At 69.1% G+C, this 17260-nt stretch carries 12 protein-coding genes; 8 read left to right on the forward strand and 4 right to left on the reverse strand.

The window, feature by feature from the left end:
- Positions 1–13 precede the first annotated feature (13 nt).
- Positions 14–2215 (forward strand): penicillin-binding protein 1C, encoded by a 2202-nt coding sequence (pbpC, locus tag ACODRX_RS17895; RefSeq protein WP_488872888.1) that lies wholly within the window; start codon positions 14–16, stop codon positions 2213–2215.
- An 89-nt stretch (positions 2216–2304) separates the two neighbouring features.
- Here pbpC and ACODRX_RS17900 read toward each other — a convergent pair whose 3' ends face one another.
- Positions 2305–3552: a lytic murein transglycosylase gene (locus ACODRX_RS17900; RefSeq protein ID WP_488872889.1), complete on the reverse strand. Its 1248-nt coding sequence runs from the start codon at positions 3550–3552 to the stop codon at positions 2305–2307.
- Between the two features lie 303 nt (positions 3553–3855).
- Between ACODRX_RS17900 and xdhA the strand changes: the two genes are divergently transcribed.
- From xdhA to ACODRX_RS17915, 3 genes are all read left to right on the forward strand, one after another.
- Positions 3856–5481, forward strand: a complete 1626-nt coding sequence (xdhA, locus tag ACODRX_RS17905) for a xanthine dehydrogenase small subunit (protein ID WP_488872890.1) — start codon at positions 3856–3858, stop codon at positions 5479–5481.
- A 23-nt stretch (positions 5482–5504) separates the two neighbouring features.
- Entirely contained in the window at positions 5505–7928 is a 2424-nt protein-coding gene (gene xdhB / locus ACODRX_RS17910) for a xanthine dehydrogenase molybdopterin binding subunit (protein ID WP_488872891.1), read from the forward strand.
- A 116-nt stretch (positions 7929–8044) separates the two neighbouring features.
- Positions 8045–9346, forward strand: a complete 1302-nt coding sequence (locus ACODRX_RS17915; protein ID WP_488872892.1) for an NCS2 family permease — start codon at positions 8045–8047, stop codon at positions 9344–9346.
- 16 nt (positions 9347–9362) lie between these two features.
- Here the strand turns inward: ACODRX_RS17915 and ACODRX_RS17920 are convergent, their stop codons facing one another.
- On the reverse strand, positions 9363–10682 hold the full coding sequence (locus ACODRX_RS17920; RefSeq protein WP_488872893.1) for a sensor histidine kinase: 1320 nt from the start codon (positions 10680–10682) through the stop codon (positions 9363–9365).
- A complete protein-coding gene (locus ACODRX_RS17925; RefSeq protein WP_488872894.1) occupies positions 10663–11361 on the reverse strand; it encodes a response regulator transcription factor in 699 nt (232 codons plus the stop codon). Before ACODRX_RS17925 ends, ACODRX_RS17920 begins: the two co-directional genes overlap by 20 nt.
- Positions 11362–11598: 237 nt before the next feature.
- Here ACODRX_RS17925 and ACODRX_RS17930 point away from each other — a divergent pair, with 237 nt between their 5' ends.
- From ACODRX_RS17930 to ACODRX_RS17945, 4 genes are all read left to right on the forward strand, one after another.
- Entirely contained in the window at positions 11599–11925 is a 327-nt protein-coding gene (locus ACODRX_RS17930; RefSeq protein WP_488872895.1) for a DUF3649 domain-containing protein, read from the forward strand.
- Positions 11922–13574, forward strand: a complete 1653-nt coding sequence (locus tag ACODRX_RS17935; protein ID WP_488872896.1) for a PepSY-associated TM helix domain-containing protein — start codon at positions 11922–11924, stop codon at positions 13572–13574. The genes ACODRX_RS17930 and ACODRX_RS17935 overlap by 4 nt, the downstream gene beginning before the upstream one ends.
- The gene (locus tag ACODRX_RS17940) at positions 13571–13903 is read left to right on the forward strand and encodes a DUF3325 domain-containing protein (RefSeq protein WP_488872897.1); all 333 of its coding nucleotides are present in this window, start codon (positions 13571–13573) and stop codon (positions 13901–13903) included. Before ACODRX_RS17935 ends, ACODRX_RS17940 begins: the two co-directional genes overlap by 4 nt.
- Before the next feature lie 88 nt (positions 13904–13991).
- On the forward strand, positions 13992–15992 hold the full coding sequence (locus ACODRX_RS17945; RefSeq protein ID WP_488872898.1) for a TonB-dependent receptor domain-containing protein: 2001 nt from the start codon (positions 13992–13994) through the stop codon (positions 15990–15992).
- Between the two features lie 57 nt (positions 15993–16049).
- Here ACODRX_RS17945 and lldD read toward each other — a convergent pair whose 3' ends face one another.
- On the reverse strand, positions 16050–17189 hold the full coding sequence (gene lldD, locus ACODRX_RS17950) for an FMN-dependent L-lactate dehydrogenase LldD (RefSeq protein WP_488872899.1): 1140 nt from the start codon (positions 17187–17189) through the stop codon (positions 16050–16052).
- Between the last annotated feature and the right edge of the window lie 71 nt (positions 17190–17260).

Below are 17260 nucleotides of genomic sequence, written 5' to 3' on the forward strand. Positions count from 1 at the left end.
CCTGTACGCCGCCATGCAGCATGCGCCAGCAGTTCTGAGATCGGTGCTGCTGGCGGGCCTGTTGGCAGGGGCGCTACTGCCGGCGCAGGCCGTTGCGCGCTTCGACGAAGTCAAGGCCGGCTTTCGCTCTTCGGAAACCCTGGTGCTGTCGCGCGAGGGCGAGGTGCTGCAGCGCGTGCGCACCGACCGCAGCGTGCGGCGCGGCGAATGGGTGGCGCTGGCGCAGGTGTCGGCGGCGCTGCGCACCGCGCTGGTGCTGAGCGAGGACAAGCGCTTCTACGAACACAGCGGCGTGGACTGGGCGGCCGCGGGCGCCGCCGCCTGGGGCAACCTGTGGAACCAGCGCACGCGCGGCGCCAGCACCATCACCATGCAGCTGGCCGGCCTGCTCGATGGGCCGGACGCGGACTTCCTGCGCCTGAGCCCCGGCGGGCGCAGCGTGGTGCAAAAGGCCGGGCAGGCGGTGGCCGCCCAGGTGCTGGACCGGCGCTGGAGCAAGGCGCAGATCCTCGAAGCCTATCTGAACCTGGTGCCGTTTCGCGGCGAGCTGGTGGGTATCGATGCACTGTCGCGCACGCTGTTCGGCAAGGCGCCGCACGGCCTGGACGAGCGCGAGGCGGCGGTGGCCGCCGCCCTGGTGCGCGCACCCAACGCCTCGCCGGCGCAGGTCGGGCGGCGCGCCTGCGGTGTGCTCAAGGACATGCGCCCGCGGCAGGCGGTGGACTGCGACACCGTGGCCTTCTTCACCGAGGCCGCGCTCAAGCGGCGGGCCTTCGATGCCAGCGAAGGCGTGGCGCCGCACTACAGCCGCATCGTGCTGCGCAACCTGCCCGAGCAGGCCGCCAGCGTGCGCACCACGCTCAGCGCGCCGCTGCAGCGCTTTGCGGTGCAGACGCTGCAGCGCCAGCTGCGCGAGCTCAGCCGCCAGCGGGTGGCGGACGGCGCGGTGGTGGTGCTGGACAACGCCAGCGGCCAGGTGCTGGCCTGGGTGGGTTCGTCCGGCGAGCTGAGCCAGGCCCAGGAGGTGGACGGCGTGCTCGCGCCGCGCCAGCCCGGCTCCACGCTCAAACCCTTTCTGTACGGCCGCGCCATCGCGCAGCGGCGGCTCACCGCCGCCTCGCTGGTCGAGGATTCGGCGGCGCTCATCCCCACGGCCGGCGGCCTGTACATTCCGCAGAACTACGACCGCAGCTTCAAGGGCTGGGTCTCGGTGCGCACCGCGCTGGGCGCATCGCTGAACGTGCCGGCGGTGCGCACGCTGGTGATGGTGGGGGTGGACGATTTCTTCCGCCAGCTGCAGCAGCTGGGCATGCCGCTGCGCGAAAGCGGCAGCTACTTCGGCTACAGCCTGGCGCTGGGCAGCCCCGAGATCCCGCTGCTGCAGCTGGCCAATGCCTACCGCGCGCTGGCCAACGGCGGGCGCTACAGCCCGGTGGCCTATGCGCCGGGCGGCGCCGCGCCGGCTTTCACCCAGGCCATGGATGCGCGTGCCGCCTTCGTGGTGGGCGACATCCTGTCGGACCGCAGCGCGCGCGTGCGCACCTTCGGCATGGACAGCGTGCTCGGCACCCGTTCGTGGGCCGCGGTGAAGACCGGCACCAGCAAGGACATGCGCGACAACTGGGCCCTGGGCTGGTCCGAGCGCTACACCGTCGGCGTCTGGGTGGGCAATGCCAGCGGCGCGCCCATGCACGATGTCAGCGGCACCAGCGGCGCCGCGCCGGTGTGGGCGGCGCTGATGGGCTTTCTGCACCAGGGCGCAGCCTCGCGCGCGCCGCGCCCGCCCGAGGGCCTGGTGCGCATGCCCGTGCGCTACGGCCCCGCGCCCGCGGGCCAGGCCGGCGCCGGCAGCCCGCTGGAGGCGGCGCGCAGCGAATGGTTTTTGCGCGGCACCGAGCAGCCGCTGTTCGTGCTGGACGCCGCGGCCAACGGCGCCGACGAGCGGCGGACCGGGCAGGGCACGGCGCGCATCATGGCGCCGGCCAGCGGCACCATCATCGCGCTCGACCCGGACATCCCGCCCGCGCGCCAGCGCCTGCAATTCGCCGCCGACCGCGACGGCCTGCGCTGGCGCCTGGACGGCAAGGACATGGCCCAGGGCCGCCGCTGGGCCTGGCTGCCCTGGCCGGGCCGCCACCGCGTGCAGCTGGTGGATGCGGCCGGGCTGGTGCAGGACGAGGTGCGGATCGAGGTGCGGGGCGCGGGAGTAAAGTAAAAAAGTGAGCTGCTGGCGCTTTCCATATAAGGTTTTCAGGTGGTTTTATATCTGAAATCTTTATGTGGAAAGCGCTGGCAGCTATGCTTTCAAGAGCTTGTCAAGGCCTTCAGCAGCTTCTGCCCCGCGCGCCCATCGGCCTTCATGCCCAGCCGCGCCTGCTCGGCCTTGATCGCCTCGCGCGTCTTGGCGCCGATCAGGCCGTCGGGCTCGCCGATGTCGTGGCCCTTGGCGATCAGCGCTTGCTGCAGCTGCTTGTTTTGCGCGCGCGACAGGCCGGGGTCGTCGGTGGGCCAGGGCGTGGCGAAGCCCACCTGGGTCTGGGCCGGGTCGGCCACCAGGTTCGACAGCTGGGCGATGGCCAGCGCATAGTTTTCCGAGGCGTTGTAGCTGTACAGCGCATCGAAGTTGCGGCCCACCAGAAAGGCCGGGCCGCCGGCGGCCGGGATCATCAGGCCGGCGCTGGGCAGGCTGTCGGGCAGCGGCTGGCCGCCCGCCAGCGTCAGGCCGGCGGCGCGCCACTGGGCGATGGGCTTCTTGTTCTTGCGGCCGGCGTCCGAGGTGTCGAAGCCCGGCGGCAGCTTGACCTCGAAGCCCCAGGGCTGGCCCGGGCGCCAGCCGGCGTTCTTCAGGAAGGTGGCGGTCGAGGCCAGCGCATCGGGCACGCTGTCGACGATGTCGCGGCGGCCGTCGCCATCGAAGTCCACCGCGCTGCGAAAGAAGGTCGAGGGCATGAACTGCGTCTGCCCGAAGGCGCCCGCCCACGAGCCGGTGAGCTTGCTCTCGGCGATATGGCCTTCTTGCAGTATGCGCAGCGCGCTGGCGAACTCGCCGCGGAAATACGCCTGGCGCCGCCCGAAGCACGACAGCGTGGCCAGCGACTGCACCAGCGGCCGCCCGCCCAGGTTCTGGCCGAAATTGCTCTCCACGCCCCATACGCCCACCACGATGGCCGGCGCCACGCCGGTGGCGGACTCGATTCTGGCCAGCGTCTCCTGCCACTTGGCATAGGCGGCGCGGCCGTCGGCCACGCGTTGCTCGTCCACCAGCATGGCCAGGTAGTCCCATGGCGGCATGGTGAATTCGGGCTGGCGGTTGAGCAGCGGCAGCACCGTGGCATCGGGCTGCAGCGTGCCGGTGTACTGCTGAAAACTGGCCGGCGTGATCGCGGCAAAGGCCTTGCTGGCGCGCAGCTCCTGCAGGCAGGACTGGAAGGCGGCGCTGCTGAGCTGCGGCGGCTCCTGCGGATCGGCGGACTGCGCCTGAGCGGCGCAGGCGGCCAGCAGGGCGGTGGCGCCGAGAAAATGGTGGAGGCGGTAGGGGCGGTGGTTGTGCATGGCCGCAATATACCGCAGGCAGCTTGCAAGAGAGCGGCCTCTGGCGCAGATGGGTCAAGCGCAGGCAGCTATGAAATTGATAGACGGCCGCAGGCTGCCCGCCGGGCCCGCGAACCAGGCTGCCTGCGCAGCGCATCAGGGCAATCCCCAGGTGGCGAAATACACGGTTTCTTGCGGGTTTACCCTTGGAAATCAACCAGGTATATGCGACCCCGCATAGGGTTTATGGAAGCGGGTATATACACCCCAAGGCGGCTTGGCACTAACCTCGGAAGCATTCCCACGATCATGGTTTGCATTGGTATGAACACGACTTCCACGACCTCCGCTGTCCAGCCCATCCGCTTCTACCACCGCGGCCAGGTTGTCGATGTCAGCGGCGTGCACCCGACCCGCTCGGTGCTCGACTGGCTGCGCGAGGACGCGCACTGCACCGGCACCAAGGAAGGCTGCAACGAGGGCGATTGCGGCGCCTGCACCGTGGTGATCGCCGAGCTGGCCGAGGAGGGCGCGGCGGACGCGGTCGGCGGGCTGCGCCTGCAGACGGTGAACGCCTGCATCCAGTTCCTGCCCACGCTGCATGGCAAGGCGCTGTTCACGGTGGAAGACCTCAAGCGCCAGTGCGCCAGCGGCCCGGCCTGCGCGCCGGCCGGGCACGGCCATGGCCATGGCCACGGCCACGGCCCGAAGACCGTGCCGCTACATCCCGTGCAGCAGGCCATGGTGGACTGCCACGGCTCGCAGTGCGGCTTCTGCACGCCGGGCTTTGTGATGTCGCTGTGGTCCACGTACGAGCACCACCAGGCCGCCGGCACCCAGCCCACGCGCCAGCAGCTGGCCGACGAGCTGTCGGGCAACCTGTGCCGCTGCACCGGCTACCGGCCCATCCTCGATGCCGGCCAGCGCATGTTCGACCTGCCGGCGGCGCGGCTCGACACCGCACCGGTGGTGGCCGCGCTGCAGGGGCTGCAGGGCGGGCAGGCGCTGGACTATGCCGCGCAGAGCAGGCAGCAGGGCCAGCGCAGCGACCATTTCCACGCCCCGCGCACGCTGGCCGAGCTGGCCGCGCTGCGCGCGGCCAAGCCCGAGGCGCGGGTGGTGGCCGGCTCCACCGACGTGGGCCTGTGGGTGAACAAGATGTTCCGCGACCTGGGCGACATCATCTATGTCGGCGGCGTGGCCGAGATGAAGGCGGTGCAAGTCCGTGGCGATGAGCTGTACATCGGCGCCGGCGCCTCGCTCGAAGCCGCCTGGCAGGCGCTGGCGGCGCGCGTGCCGGCGCTGACCGACGTCTGGCTGCGCTTTGCCTCGCGCCCCATCCGCAATGCCGGCACCATGGGCGGCAACGTGGCCAACGGCTCGCCCATCGGCGATTCGCCGCCGGTGCTGATGGCGCTCGACGCGCAGATCGAGCTGCGCAAAGGCGCGCGCGTGCGCCGCATGCCGCTGCCCGAGTTCTACCTCGACTACATGAAGAACCAGATGGAGCCCGGCGAGTTCGTGCAGGGCCTGGCGGTGCCGCTGGCGGCCCTGTCCGCGCCCGGCCTGCAGGTGCGGGCCTACAAGATCAGCAAGCGCTTCGACTGCGACATCTCGGCGCTGTGCGCGGGCCTGGCGGTGCAGCTCGACGGCGAGGTGGTCAAGGCGGTGCGCCTGGCCTTTGGCGGCATGGCCGCCACCGTCAAGCGCGCCGCGCAGGCCGAGGCCGCGATCGCGGGCCAGCGCTGGACGCAGGACACCGTGCGCGCCGCGCAGGCCGCGCTGGCGCAGGATTTCAAGCCCATGACCGACATGCGCGCCAGCGCCGACTACCGCCTCAAGGTGGCGCAGAACCTGCTGCAGCGCCTGTGGCTGGAAACCCGCGCCAACGACCCGCTGCCGGTACAGGCCACCAGCGTTTTCAGCGTGATGCCGCACGTGGCCGCGTGAACCGGCCCGAAGGAGCAAGCAACATGAACCAAGCCATCAATCCCGCACTGCTGCAACACACCGATGCGGCCGAGGCCTTCGCCGGCTACGCCCGCAACATCGCCGCGCGCATCGACACCGGCGCCGAAGCGCTGGCCCAGCGCGGCGGCGCCCGCGTGGGCATCAGCCGCCCGCACGAATCCGCCCACCTGCATGTGGCGGGCGAGGCCGCCTATGTGGACGACCTGCCCGAGCTCGCCGGCACGCTGCACTGCGCGCTGGGCCTGTCGCCGGTGGCGGCCGGCCGCCTGGCCGCGCTGTCGCTCGATGCGATCCGCGCGCTGCCGGGCGTGGTGGCGGTGCTCACCGCCGCCGACATCCCGGGCGCGAACGATTGCGGCTCCATCATCCACGACGACCCCATTCTTTGCGATGGCGAGATCCGCTACGTGGGCCAGCCGCTGTTCGCGGTGATCGCCGAGACGCGCGACGCGGCCCGCCGCGCCGCCGCGCAGGCCAAGGCGGCCGCCACCATCGAGGCCGCCGAACCGGTACTCACCCCGCAGCAGGCCCACGAGCGCGGCCAGTACGTGCTGCCGCCCATGCACCTGAGCCGCGCCACCAACGGCGGCGCGCGCGCCGCGATCGATGCCGCGCCGCACCGGCTGGCCGGCAGCTTCGACCAGGGCGGCCAGGAGCAGTTCTACCTTGAAGGCCAGATCAGCTACGCCATCCCCAAGGAGGGCGGCGCCATGCATGTGCACTGCTCCACCCAGCACCCCAGCGAGATGCAGCACCTGGTGGCGCATGCGCTGAACCTGCATGCCCACGCGGTGCACGTGGAGTGCCGCCGCATGGGCGGCGGCTTCGGCGGCAAGGAATCGCAGTCCGGGCTGTTCGCCTGCGTGGCGGCGGTGGCGGCCAACCAGCTGCAGCGCCCGGTCAAGCTGCGGCTGGACCGCGACGACGACTTCATGATCACCGGCCGGCGCCACTGCTTCTGGTACGAGTACGAGGTGGGCTACGACGACGAGGGCCGCATCCTGGGCGCCGAGGTCACCATGGTCTCGCGCGCCGGGCATTCGGCCGACCTGTCGGGCCCGGTGATGACGCGCGCGCTGTGCCATTTCGACAATGCCTACTGGTTGCCCGACGTATCCATGCACGGCTTTTGCGGCAAGACCAACACGCAGAGCAACACCGCCTTTCGCGGCTTCGGCGGCCCGCAGGGCGCGCTGGTGATGGAGAACATCATGGACTCGGTGGCGCGCCAGCTGGGCAAGGATGCGCTGGATGTGCGCCGCGCCAACTTCTACGGCACCACCGAACGCAATGTCACGCCCTACCTGCAGCAGGTGAACGACAACGTGATCCACGAGCTGGTGGCCGAGCTGGAGGCCAGCAGCGACTACCGCGCGCGGCGCGCGGCGGTGCAGGCCTTCAACGCCGCGAGCCCGGTGCTCAAGCGCGGGCTGGCGCTCACGCCGCTGAAGTTCGGCATCAGCTTCAACGTCAAGCACTTCAACCAGGCGGGCGCGCTGGTGCATGTGTACACCGATGGCTCCATCCTGGTGAACCATGGCGGCACCGAGATGGGCCAGGGCCTGAACACCAAGGTGGCCCAGGTGGTGGCGCACGAGCTGGGCGTGGGCTTCGAGAGCGTGCGCGTCACCGCCACCGACACCACCAAGGTGGCCAACACCTCGGCCACGGCCGCCTCCACCGGCGCCGACCTGAACGGCAAGGCCGCGCAGGATGCGGCGCGCCAGATCCGCGAGCGGCTGGCCGCCTGCGCCGCGGCGCGCTACGGCGGCGCCGCCGACGATGTGCGTTTCGCCAACGACATGGTGCATGTGGGCGGGCGCGAGATTGCCTTCGCCACGCTGGTGGGCGAGGCCTATGTCGACCGCGTGCAGCTGTGGTCCGACGGCTTCTATGCCACCCCGGGGCTGTCGTGGGACAAGGACAAGATGCAGGGTCGCCCGTTCTACTACTTCGCCTACGGCGCGGCGGTGAGCGAGGTGGTGGTCGACACGCTGACCGGCGAGTGGAAGCTGCTGCGCGCCGACGTGCTGCACGATGCCGGCAAGTCGCTGAACCCGGCGGTGGACATCGGCCAGGTCGAGGGCGCCTTCATCCAGGGCATGGGCTGGCTGACGATGGAGGAGCTGGTCTGGCATCCGCAAAGCGGCAAGCTCATGACCCATGCGCCCAGCACCTACAAGATACCGACGGCCAACGACTGTCCGCCGGTGTTCAACGTGCGCCTGTTCGATGGCCGCAACGCCGAGGACTCGATCCACCGCAGCAAGGCCGTGGGCGAGCCGCCGCTATTGCTGCCGTTCTCGGTGTTCTTCGCGATCCGCGACGCGGTGTCGGCCGTGGGCGGGCACCGGGCCAGCGTGCCGCTGCGCGCGCCGGCGACCAGCGAGGCCATCCTGAACGCCATCGAGGCCGTGGCCGGCTGAGCCCGGCGCCTTTCCTGATTCTTGCTTTTTCGGGGCTTCGCACATGGGGTGCGAGGCCGATTTCTGGCGCGTTTTCCACCGTTGCGCCACCCAGTGAAAACAACACGGAGACTACTATGAACTGGACCGAACGGGTGTTCAAGCTCAGCGAGCACAACACCAACATACGCACGGAGCTGATTGCCGGCCTGACCACTTTCCTGACGATGGCCTACATCATCTTTGTCAACCCGTCGATCCTCGGCGACGCCGGCATGCCCAAGGGCGCGGTGTTCGTCGCCACCTGCCTGGTCGCAGCGCTGGGCTCCACCATCATGGCGCTGTATGCCAACTACCCGATCGCGCTGGCGCCGGGCATGGGCCTCAACGCCTACTTCGCCTACGTGGTGGTGCTGCACATGGGCTTCACCTGGCAGGCGGCGCTGGGCGCGGTGTTCGTGTCGGGCTGCCTGTTCATGCTGGTGACCATCTTCCGGCTGCGCGAGCTGATCATCAAGGGCATACCGCAGTCGATACGGGTGTCGATCACCGTGGGCATCGGCTTGTTCCTGGCGCTGATCGCGCTCAAGAGCGCGGGCGTGGTGGCCAAGTCGGACGCCACCTTCGTGACGCTGGGCGACCTGCACTCGGTGCCGGTGGTGCTGGCGTCGCTGGGCTTCTTGCTGATCGTGACGCTGGACCGCCTGAAGGTGCCGGGCGCCATCCTGATCGGCATCCTCGCAGTGACTATCGGCTCCTTCATCTGGGGCGGCAACGAGTTCCATGGCATCTTCTCGGCGCCGCCCTCCATCGCGCCCACCTTCCTGCAGCTGGATGTGAAGGCCGCGCTGACCGGCGGCATCCTGAACGTGATCCTGGTGTTCTTCCTGGTGGAGCTGTTCGACGCCACCGGCACGCTGATGGGCGTGGCCAAGCGCGCCGGCCTGCTGGTGCCGGGCAAGATGGAGCGGCTCAACCGCTCGCTGCTGGCCGACAGCACGGCGATCTTCGCCGGCTCGCTGCTGGGCACCTCCAGCACCACCGCCTATGTCGAGAGCGCCGCGGGCGTGCAGGCGGGCGGGCGCACCGGCCTGACCGCGCTGACGGTGGCCGTGCTCTTCCTGGCCTGTTTGTTCATCGCGCCGCTGGCCGGCGTGGTGCCGGCCTACGCCACCGCGCCCGCGCTGCTGTTCGTGGCCTGCCTGATGCTCAAGGAGCTGACCGAGATCGACTGGAGCGAGACCACCGAGGCGATTCCCGCGGTCATCACCGCGCTGATGATGCCCTTCACCTATTCGATCGCCAACGGCCTGGCGTTCGGCTTCATCACCTACGCCGCGGTCAAGCTGCTGACCGGCCGCGTCCGCGAAGTGCACTGGATGGTGTGGGTGATCGGCGGCGTGTTCCTGTTCAAGTTCATCTACATCGGCGGCCATTGAGCATTGCTCCGGCGGCTCATGCCGGCGCCGGCTGCAGGCGCAGTTCGAGCACGCAGTTTGCGGACTGCACAAAGCGCACTTCGCCGCCGCAGTTGCGCAATACCGTTCTGGTGATGGCCAGCCCCAGGCCCGCGCCCTTGCTGCCGGGCACTCCCTTGTTGAAACGGATGAACATGGCCTCCTGGCGCTCGGGGGGCACGCCGGGCCCTTCGTCCGCCACCGTCAGCCGGATCTCCTCGCCATCCGCGCGCAGCGCGATGCTGACATCACCCTGGCCGTGGTGGAAGGCATTTTCCAGCACATTGCCGATCGCGGTCTGCAGCAGGCTCTTGTCGCCCTTGCAGCGCACCGCCTCCGCCACATCCACATGGATGCGGCGGGATTGCGATTCGAACAGGGGCAGCATGGCGGCGACCACTTCCCTGACCAGGCGCGTGAGCTGGGTGGTGGCCATGGCGCCGGCGGCTTCGCCCGCGCCCAGGTCCTGCTCCTGGCGCGCCAGCAGCAGCAGCTGTTCGGTCACCTGCCGCAGATAGCCGATATCCGTATCGATGGCGCGCCAGTCCGGCACCGCATCGCTGCGCGCCTCCTGCAGGCGCAGGTCGAGCACGGTCAGGGGTGTTCTCAGCTCATGGGCGGCATCCGCCACCAGTCTTTTTTCGTTGGCCAGCGATTGCGTCAGCTTCTCCAGCGAGCGGTTGACCGCATGGGCCAGCGGCAGCAGTTCGCTGGGCAGGGCGCCGGTCGGAATGGGGCGGGGCTCGCTGCGGCCCATGCCTTGCACGAAGCGCGCGGCGTCCTGCACCGGCTTGAGCGTCCAGCGCATCATCCAGTAGATGAGCAGCAAGGCCGCCAGCCCCACCGGAGCCAGCATGACCAGGCTTTGCAGCAGCTTGGTGTGCAAGAGATCGCCGATGAGCTGGCGCTCCAGCTCGTCGCGCTTGGCCACCATCAGGGTTGCGCCGTCGGCCAGCGGTGCCGCCATGTTGATGACCTGGCCGCTGTAGATGGGCCGCTGAAAGAACCGGAACCCTTCGTCGGCAGGCGGCAGGCGCAGGCGGCGCGGCGACTTCAGGTTGTCGGAGAACCACAGCACCTGTCCCGCCGGCGAGTACAAGGTGTACGAAAGCTCCGCGCCCGCATAGCGCTTGGGCAGGGTCTGCGGGTCGCTTTGCATGGTGAAGCCATCGGCAATCTCGCGCGCCTGGATGAACATCGTCGCGCGGCGCAGCTGGTCCCTGGTGTCGTACAGCGACAGCAGCAAGGCACCAGCCCCGGCGGCGAACGACAGGGTCAGCCCCATCAGCACGCGCCCCTTAAGACTGGTGCTTTTCATGGGCATCCGAGGGCAGGACCATGCGATAGCCCACGCCGCGCACCGTGTCGATCTGCACATTGGCGCCGCCGTCGCGCAGCTTGCGGCGCAAGCGCGAGATCAGCGCCTCGACCGCATTGAGGGTCACGTTTTCGCGCGAGGCGTACAAGTGCTCCTCCATGCGTTCCTTGACCACGATCCGCGGCCACACGCGCAGCATCTCTTCCAGCAGCATGGCCTCGCGCCGCAGCAGGTCAATGGCTGTGCCGTTCACCGTGGCATGGCGCGAGTCGGTTTCGAACATCACATTGCCCAAGCCCAGCCGGGGCTGGCCCCGGCCCTGGGCCCGGCGCAGCACCGCGCGCACGCGGGCCTCCAGCTCGGAGAGCTCGAAGGGTTTGAGGACATAGTCGTCGGCCCCGCAGTTGAGGCCGGCCACGCGGCTGTCCAGCGCATCCCTGGCGGTGAGGATGATGCAGGGAATTCGCTGGCGGCGCTTTTCGCAGGCGGCCAGCACCTGCATGCCGTCGAGGTCGGGCAGCCCGAGATCGAGGATCAGCGCATCGAAATCATGGATGGCAATCGCATCCAGCGCATCTTTTGCGGTCGATGCCGTATCCACCGCAAACCCCATCCGCTCCAGGTGCAGCTGCAGCAGCGCCCTCAGGTCTTGATGGTCTTCAACAACGAGCAGCTTCATTGGTCAGACGTTGATCAGGAAGTTTAGTAAAAATGAGAATCATAAGCATTTTGTTATATCAACCGCTTGCAGGCGGCCCAAAGGCGCGGTGTCTGAGGGGTGGGCTGCCGGCCCGGCGCCTGCATCGATACGGCGGCGCCCGTGGCCGCCTCGAAAAGACGCCCACGACAACCTTCGGCCGCCGGCAAGAACGGCGGCCGAAGGTCCGTCTGGCATAGCCATGAATGAGAGAGTTTTGTGAGTAAATCAGTTTCAACCGCCGCGGCCCCCAGCCTGCGCCGGTACCGCGCCAGGGTGGCCTCCAGGGCCGTGGCGGCCGTGGGTGGCGGATACGCGCTGGCGGCGGCCTTTGCGGCGGCGGCGGCGCTGGGCTTTGCGCACCTGGGCCTGAGCCGCAGCGATGCCACCATGGCGGCCACCATGGCGTCGTTCATCGTCTACGCCGTTGCCGCCATGTGGTGCTTTGGCTGCGCCAGCGCGCGGCGCGCCTGGGCGGGTTGCGCCATCCCCGCGCTGGGCCTGGTCCTGCTGGCCTGGCTGCTCCAGTCCGGAGGCCAGCCATGAGGGTGGATGGCAAGCCCGAGGGCCTGCGGCAATCGATGTCCTGGCTGCACACCTGGAGCGGCCTGCTGCTGGGCTGGCTGCTCTATGCGGTCTTCTTTACCGGCACGCTGAGCTATTTCCGCGCCGAGATCGACGACTGGATGCGGCCCGAGCTGCACCGCTCGGTGGCAGACGCGGGCACGGCCCAGCGCGGGCTGCAGGCCATGCAGGCCATGGCGCCCAACGCCACGAGCTGGTCGCTGGGCCTGCCCGGCCCACGCCAGACCGCGATCGAGGCCTCGTGGCGCGAGGCGGGTGCGCCCGCGGGCCGCGCCGGCATCAAGCGCGCGCAAATCGATGCCGCCAGCGGCGAAGTGCTGGCGCCGCGCCAAACCCGCGGCGCCAGCTTCCTCTACCGCTTCCACTTCGAGCTCTACGCGATGCCGCGCATCTGGGGCCGGTGGATCGTGGGCATCGCCACGATGCTGATGTTCGTCGCCATCATCAGCGGCGTCATCACGCACAAGAAGATCTTCACCGACTTCTTCACCTTCCGGCCCAGGAAGGGCCAGCGGTCGTGGCTGGATGCGCACAACGCCACCGCGGTGCTGGCGCTGCCGTTCCATATCGTCATCACCTTCAGCGGCCTGCTGCTGCTGATGAACATGCTGATGCCCTGGGGCGTACAGGCCGCCTACGGCGGCGACAGCCAGGCCTATTTTGCCGAGCTGCGCGGCAATCGCCAGGCAGCGGCCTCCGGTGGCGGCGGCGAGCGCAGGCCGCGCCAGGCGCAGGGCGAGGCCGCCGGATTCCAGGCCCTGGCGCCGATTGGCCCGATGCTGGAGCAAGCCCGCCAGCGCTGGCCCGAGCGCGGCGTGGGCGGCATCACGGTGAATGCGCCCGGCACGGTCCGGGCCACGATCGAGCTGCGCGAGCGCGGCGGCGCCAGCCTGGTCAATCGCGGCATCGCGCGCAGCATGAGCTTCGATGGCACGACCGGGGCGCTGCGCGAGGCTGCGCAGGACCCGGGGGTTTCCTGGGTGCGCGCCACCAGCAATGTGTTCACCAGCCTGCACCTGGGCCGGTTCGCGGAGCCGGCGCTGCGCTGGCTGCTGTTTCTCTGCGGTGTGCTGGGGACCATCATGGCGGCCACGGGCATGGTGCTGTGGGTGGTCAAGCGCCTGCCCGAGCGCCGCAAGCTGGGCCGCACACCGCGTGGCCACCGGCTGGTGGAGGTGTTGAACGTGGGCTCCATCGCCGGCCTTTCGGTGGCCACCGCGGCCTATTTCTGGTGCAACCGCCTGATTCCCGCGGACATGGCGGCGCGCAGCGACTGGGAGATCCGCGGCTTCTTCACCGCCTGGCTGCTGTGCCTGCTGCATCCGCTGCTGCGCGCGCACCGCAAGGCATGGCGTGAACAGCTGGCATTGGCGGCGGTGCTGTTCGCGCTGCTGCCCCTGCTCAACCCGCTGACGGGCGGCGGCTCGCTGGCGCAGACGCTGGCCCATGGCCAGTGGAGCATCGCCGGCTTCGACTTGATGATGCTGGCGCTGGCGTTGGCCCATGGCGCGCTCGCCTGGTGGCTGTTCAAGCCCGCCACGGGCAAGGCGGCGGCACCAGCCCGGGCCGTGGCCGCCATGCCCCAGGCGCCGCTGGAGCGCGCGTCATGATGGCCTGGTCCTCGCTATTGCTGGCCTTCGCGGCCTTCACCGCGATTGCCGCCACCATGGAGCGCCACCGCGATCAGCTGCACCGCGATGCGCTCGGCGGCAGCCAGCTCAGGCTCTGGCGCCTGGGGGGCTATGCCTTGCTGGGCCTATCGCTGCTGCCCTGCCTGATGCGCTGGAGCCCGTCCGTCGCGCTGGCCGCCTGGACGGGCCTGCTGGCCTTCTCGGCCGTTGCCCTGGCGCTGATGCTTACCTACTGCGAGCGCCACATCTGCCGCGCCGCGGCCATCGCCGCCGTCTCGGGCCTGGCGCTGTGCTTGATTTCCCGATGAGCGCGGGCCTGGCCCCGGCCCTTTAACGCAGCCGCCGGGGCTGCAGCGCTCCATCCGCCCCAATCTTCAACATCCAAGGGAGTATTTCGTGACCCAGACCTCGCCACCGCAGGCATTTGCCTGCAAGCCGCTCAACCCCGTTGGCAAGGCCGTCGCCTGCCTGCTGGCCGCTGGCCCGGTGCTGCTGGCGCAGGCCCAGCAGGCCAAGGAAGCCCATCTCTCCGAGGTGGTGGTGACCGCCACCGGCTACGAGCAGTCGCTGGCCGACGCGCCGGCCTCCATCACCGTCGTGACCAAGGAAGAGCTCGAAGGCAAGCGCTACCGCGACGTGACCGACGCGCTGCTCGACATACCCGGCGTCACCATCGAAGGCGGCGCGGGCGGCAAGATCGAATCCACGCAGATCTATATCCGCGGCCTGGGCGAGGACTACGCCCTGTTCCTGGTGGACGGCAAGCCGCTGGGCAGCTCCACGCAGGCCTACTACAACGGCTTTGGGGGCGCGCAGCTGGCCAACTGGCTGCCGCCGATGTCGGCCATCGAGCGCATCGAGGTCATCCGCGGCCCCATGTCGTCGCTGTATGGCTCCAGCGCCCTGGGCGGGGTGATCAACATCATCACCAAGAAGGTGTCCACGCGGTGGACCGGCAGCGCCACGGTCAGCGGCATGCTGCAGGAGAACTCCCAGGCCGGCAACGAAAACCAGCAGCGCTTCTACCTGAGCGGCCCCCTGGTGGATGACCGCCTGGGCCTGACGCTCTATGGCTCGCGCTTCAAGCGCAACGAGGACCAGTACACCGGCGGCTATGCCGCGCGCGAGAACAAGGACCTGACCGCCAAGCTGGCCTGGAAGCTCGCCAACAACCAGACCCTGGGCCTGGAGGCCACGCACGGCACGGGCGACAACGTGCGCACCGAGCGCACTGGCGCCGCGGGGTCGGTGCAGAACGAGCGCAACTACTACGCGCTGACCCATGATATCGACTGGGGCTCGGGCATCCGCACCGACTCCTTCGCCACGCGCGAGCGCGTGGAGGTCACCAACGGCGCCTACCAGTCACAGTACCAGGCCAACTATCTGCAGACCAAGACCGTGGTGCCGCTTGCCAGGCACATGATCTCGTTCGGCGCCGAGTACAAGAAGGAAAACACCGCGCACGACGCCAGCCGCTTCCCGGGCTCGCGCAGCGTCGACCTCGATCGCTGGCAGATGGCGCTGTTCGCCGAGGACGAGTACTTCTTGACCGACAGCCTGTCGCTGGTGGGCGGCCTGCGCTACGACCGCAACCAGCACTACGGCAGCGAATGGATTCCGCGCCTGTACGGCGTGTACCGCATGAGCGAGGCCCTGACCCTCAAGGGCGGCGTCAGCGGTGGCTACAAGGCGCCCACGCTCAAGCAGGCCGACGACAACATCGTCGAGATCGCGGCGCGGGGCGCGGCCTGGGACATGGGCAACAAGGATCTCAAGCCCGAGAAGAGCACCAACTACGAAATCGGGCTGGGCTGGACCCCCGCCCGGGATGTGAACGCCAGCATCACCGCGTACAAGACCGATTTCCGCGACAAGATCAGCACCCAGACCATCTGCAGCAGCCCGACCTCCGCCCCCGCCTGCCACTACAACGGGGAAGTGCGCTCGCGCATCAACCAGTATGTCAACGTCAGCTCCGCCAAGATCAAGGGGCTGGAGCTGGCCTACAGCATGCCGATCGCCACCTCCTGGGGGCGCGCGAAGCTCAATACCTCATACACCTTCACGCACAGCGTGGTGGACGACGGCCCGAACGCCGGCAAGCCGCTGAACAACCTGCCCAAGCACATGCTGAACCTGGGCGCGGACTGGAACCTCAGCGGCGCATTCAAGCTCTGGGGCAAGGCCCGCTACAAGAGCAAGAGCATCGACGGCGGCACGGCCCAACTGCCGGCCTATACCCTGGTGGACATCGGCGCCACCTACCAGGCCACGCCCAGCATCCAGCTGTTCACCGGGCTCTACAACCTGCTGGACAAGAACGTCAACCTGGCCGACTACGGCAAGACGCTCGACGGCCGGCGCCTGTACCTGGGCATGACCGCGGAGTTCTGATTCCTCCAGGGTGTGGCATCAATGGCTTGCCTGCGCGAAAGCCATTAATGACACACCCTAGCCTTCGCGCACCAGCAGATTGCCGCTGATCTCGGCCACGTTCTTGACGCTGGTGAGCGTCATCGCCACGCGCATTTCCTTTTCCAGCAGGTTCAGCAGATTGGTCACGCCGGCCTCGCCGGCGGTGGCCAGCGCGTAGACGAAGGCGCGGCCGATCATGGTGCAGTCGGCGCCCAGCGCCAGCATGCGCACGATGTCCAGGCCGTTGCGGATGCCGGAGTCGGCCAGGATCTTGATCTGCCCCTTGACCGCGTCGGCGATCGGCGGCAGCGCGCGGGCCGAGGAGAGCACGCCGTCGAGCTGGCGCCCGCCATGGTTGGAGACGATGATGCCGTCGGCGCCGAAGCGCACCGCATCCCTGGCATCCTCGGCATCGAGAATGCCCTTGATGAGCATGGGGCCCTTCCAGAAGTCGCGGATCCACTCCAGGTCGCGCCACGAGATCGAGGGATCGAAGTTCTCGCCCAGGTAGCCCATGTAGTCTTCCAGGCTGACGTTCTGGCCCTTGTAGGTGGAGATGTTGCCCAGCGTGTGCGGGCGGCCGAGCAGGCCCACGTCAAGCGCCCAGTGCGGGTGCATGGCGGCCTGCAGATAGCGACGCATGGCGGCATTGGGGCCGCTCATGCCCGAGTGCGCGTCGCGGTAGCGCGCGCCGGGCACCGGCATGTCCACGGTGAACACCAGGGTGGAGACGCCGGCGGCCTGCGCGCGCTCCAGCGCGTTCTTCATGAAGCCCCGGTCCTTGAGCACATAGAGCTGGAACCACATCGGGCGGCCCAGCCGGGGCGCGACCTCCTCGATGGGGCAGACCGAGACGCTGGACATGGTGAACGGTATGCCCTTGCGGTCGGCGGCGGTGGCGGCCTGCACTTCGCCGCGGCGGGCGAACATGCCGGTCAGCCCCACCGGCGCAAGCGCCACCGGGATGGAGAACTTCTCGCCGAACAGCTCGATGCCGGTGTCCAGCCGGCTCATGTCCTTGAGCACGCGCTGGCGCAGCGCCACGTCGGCCAGGTCGCCAACGTTGCGGGCCAGGGTCTTCTCGGCATAGGCGCCGCCGTCGAGGTAGTGGAACAGAAAGGGCGGCAGGCGCTTTTGCGCGGCCGCTCGGTAGTCGGTGGTGGAGGAGATGATCATGACAAGGTTCGCAAAGAGGGGCCGCCGCGCCGCCCGCCCCCGGGCGCAGGATCAGCATGGCGGCCAGCGCG

The sequence above is a fragment of the Comamonas sp. FG99 genome (genome assembly GCF_057808605.1).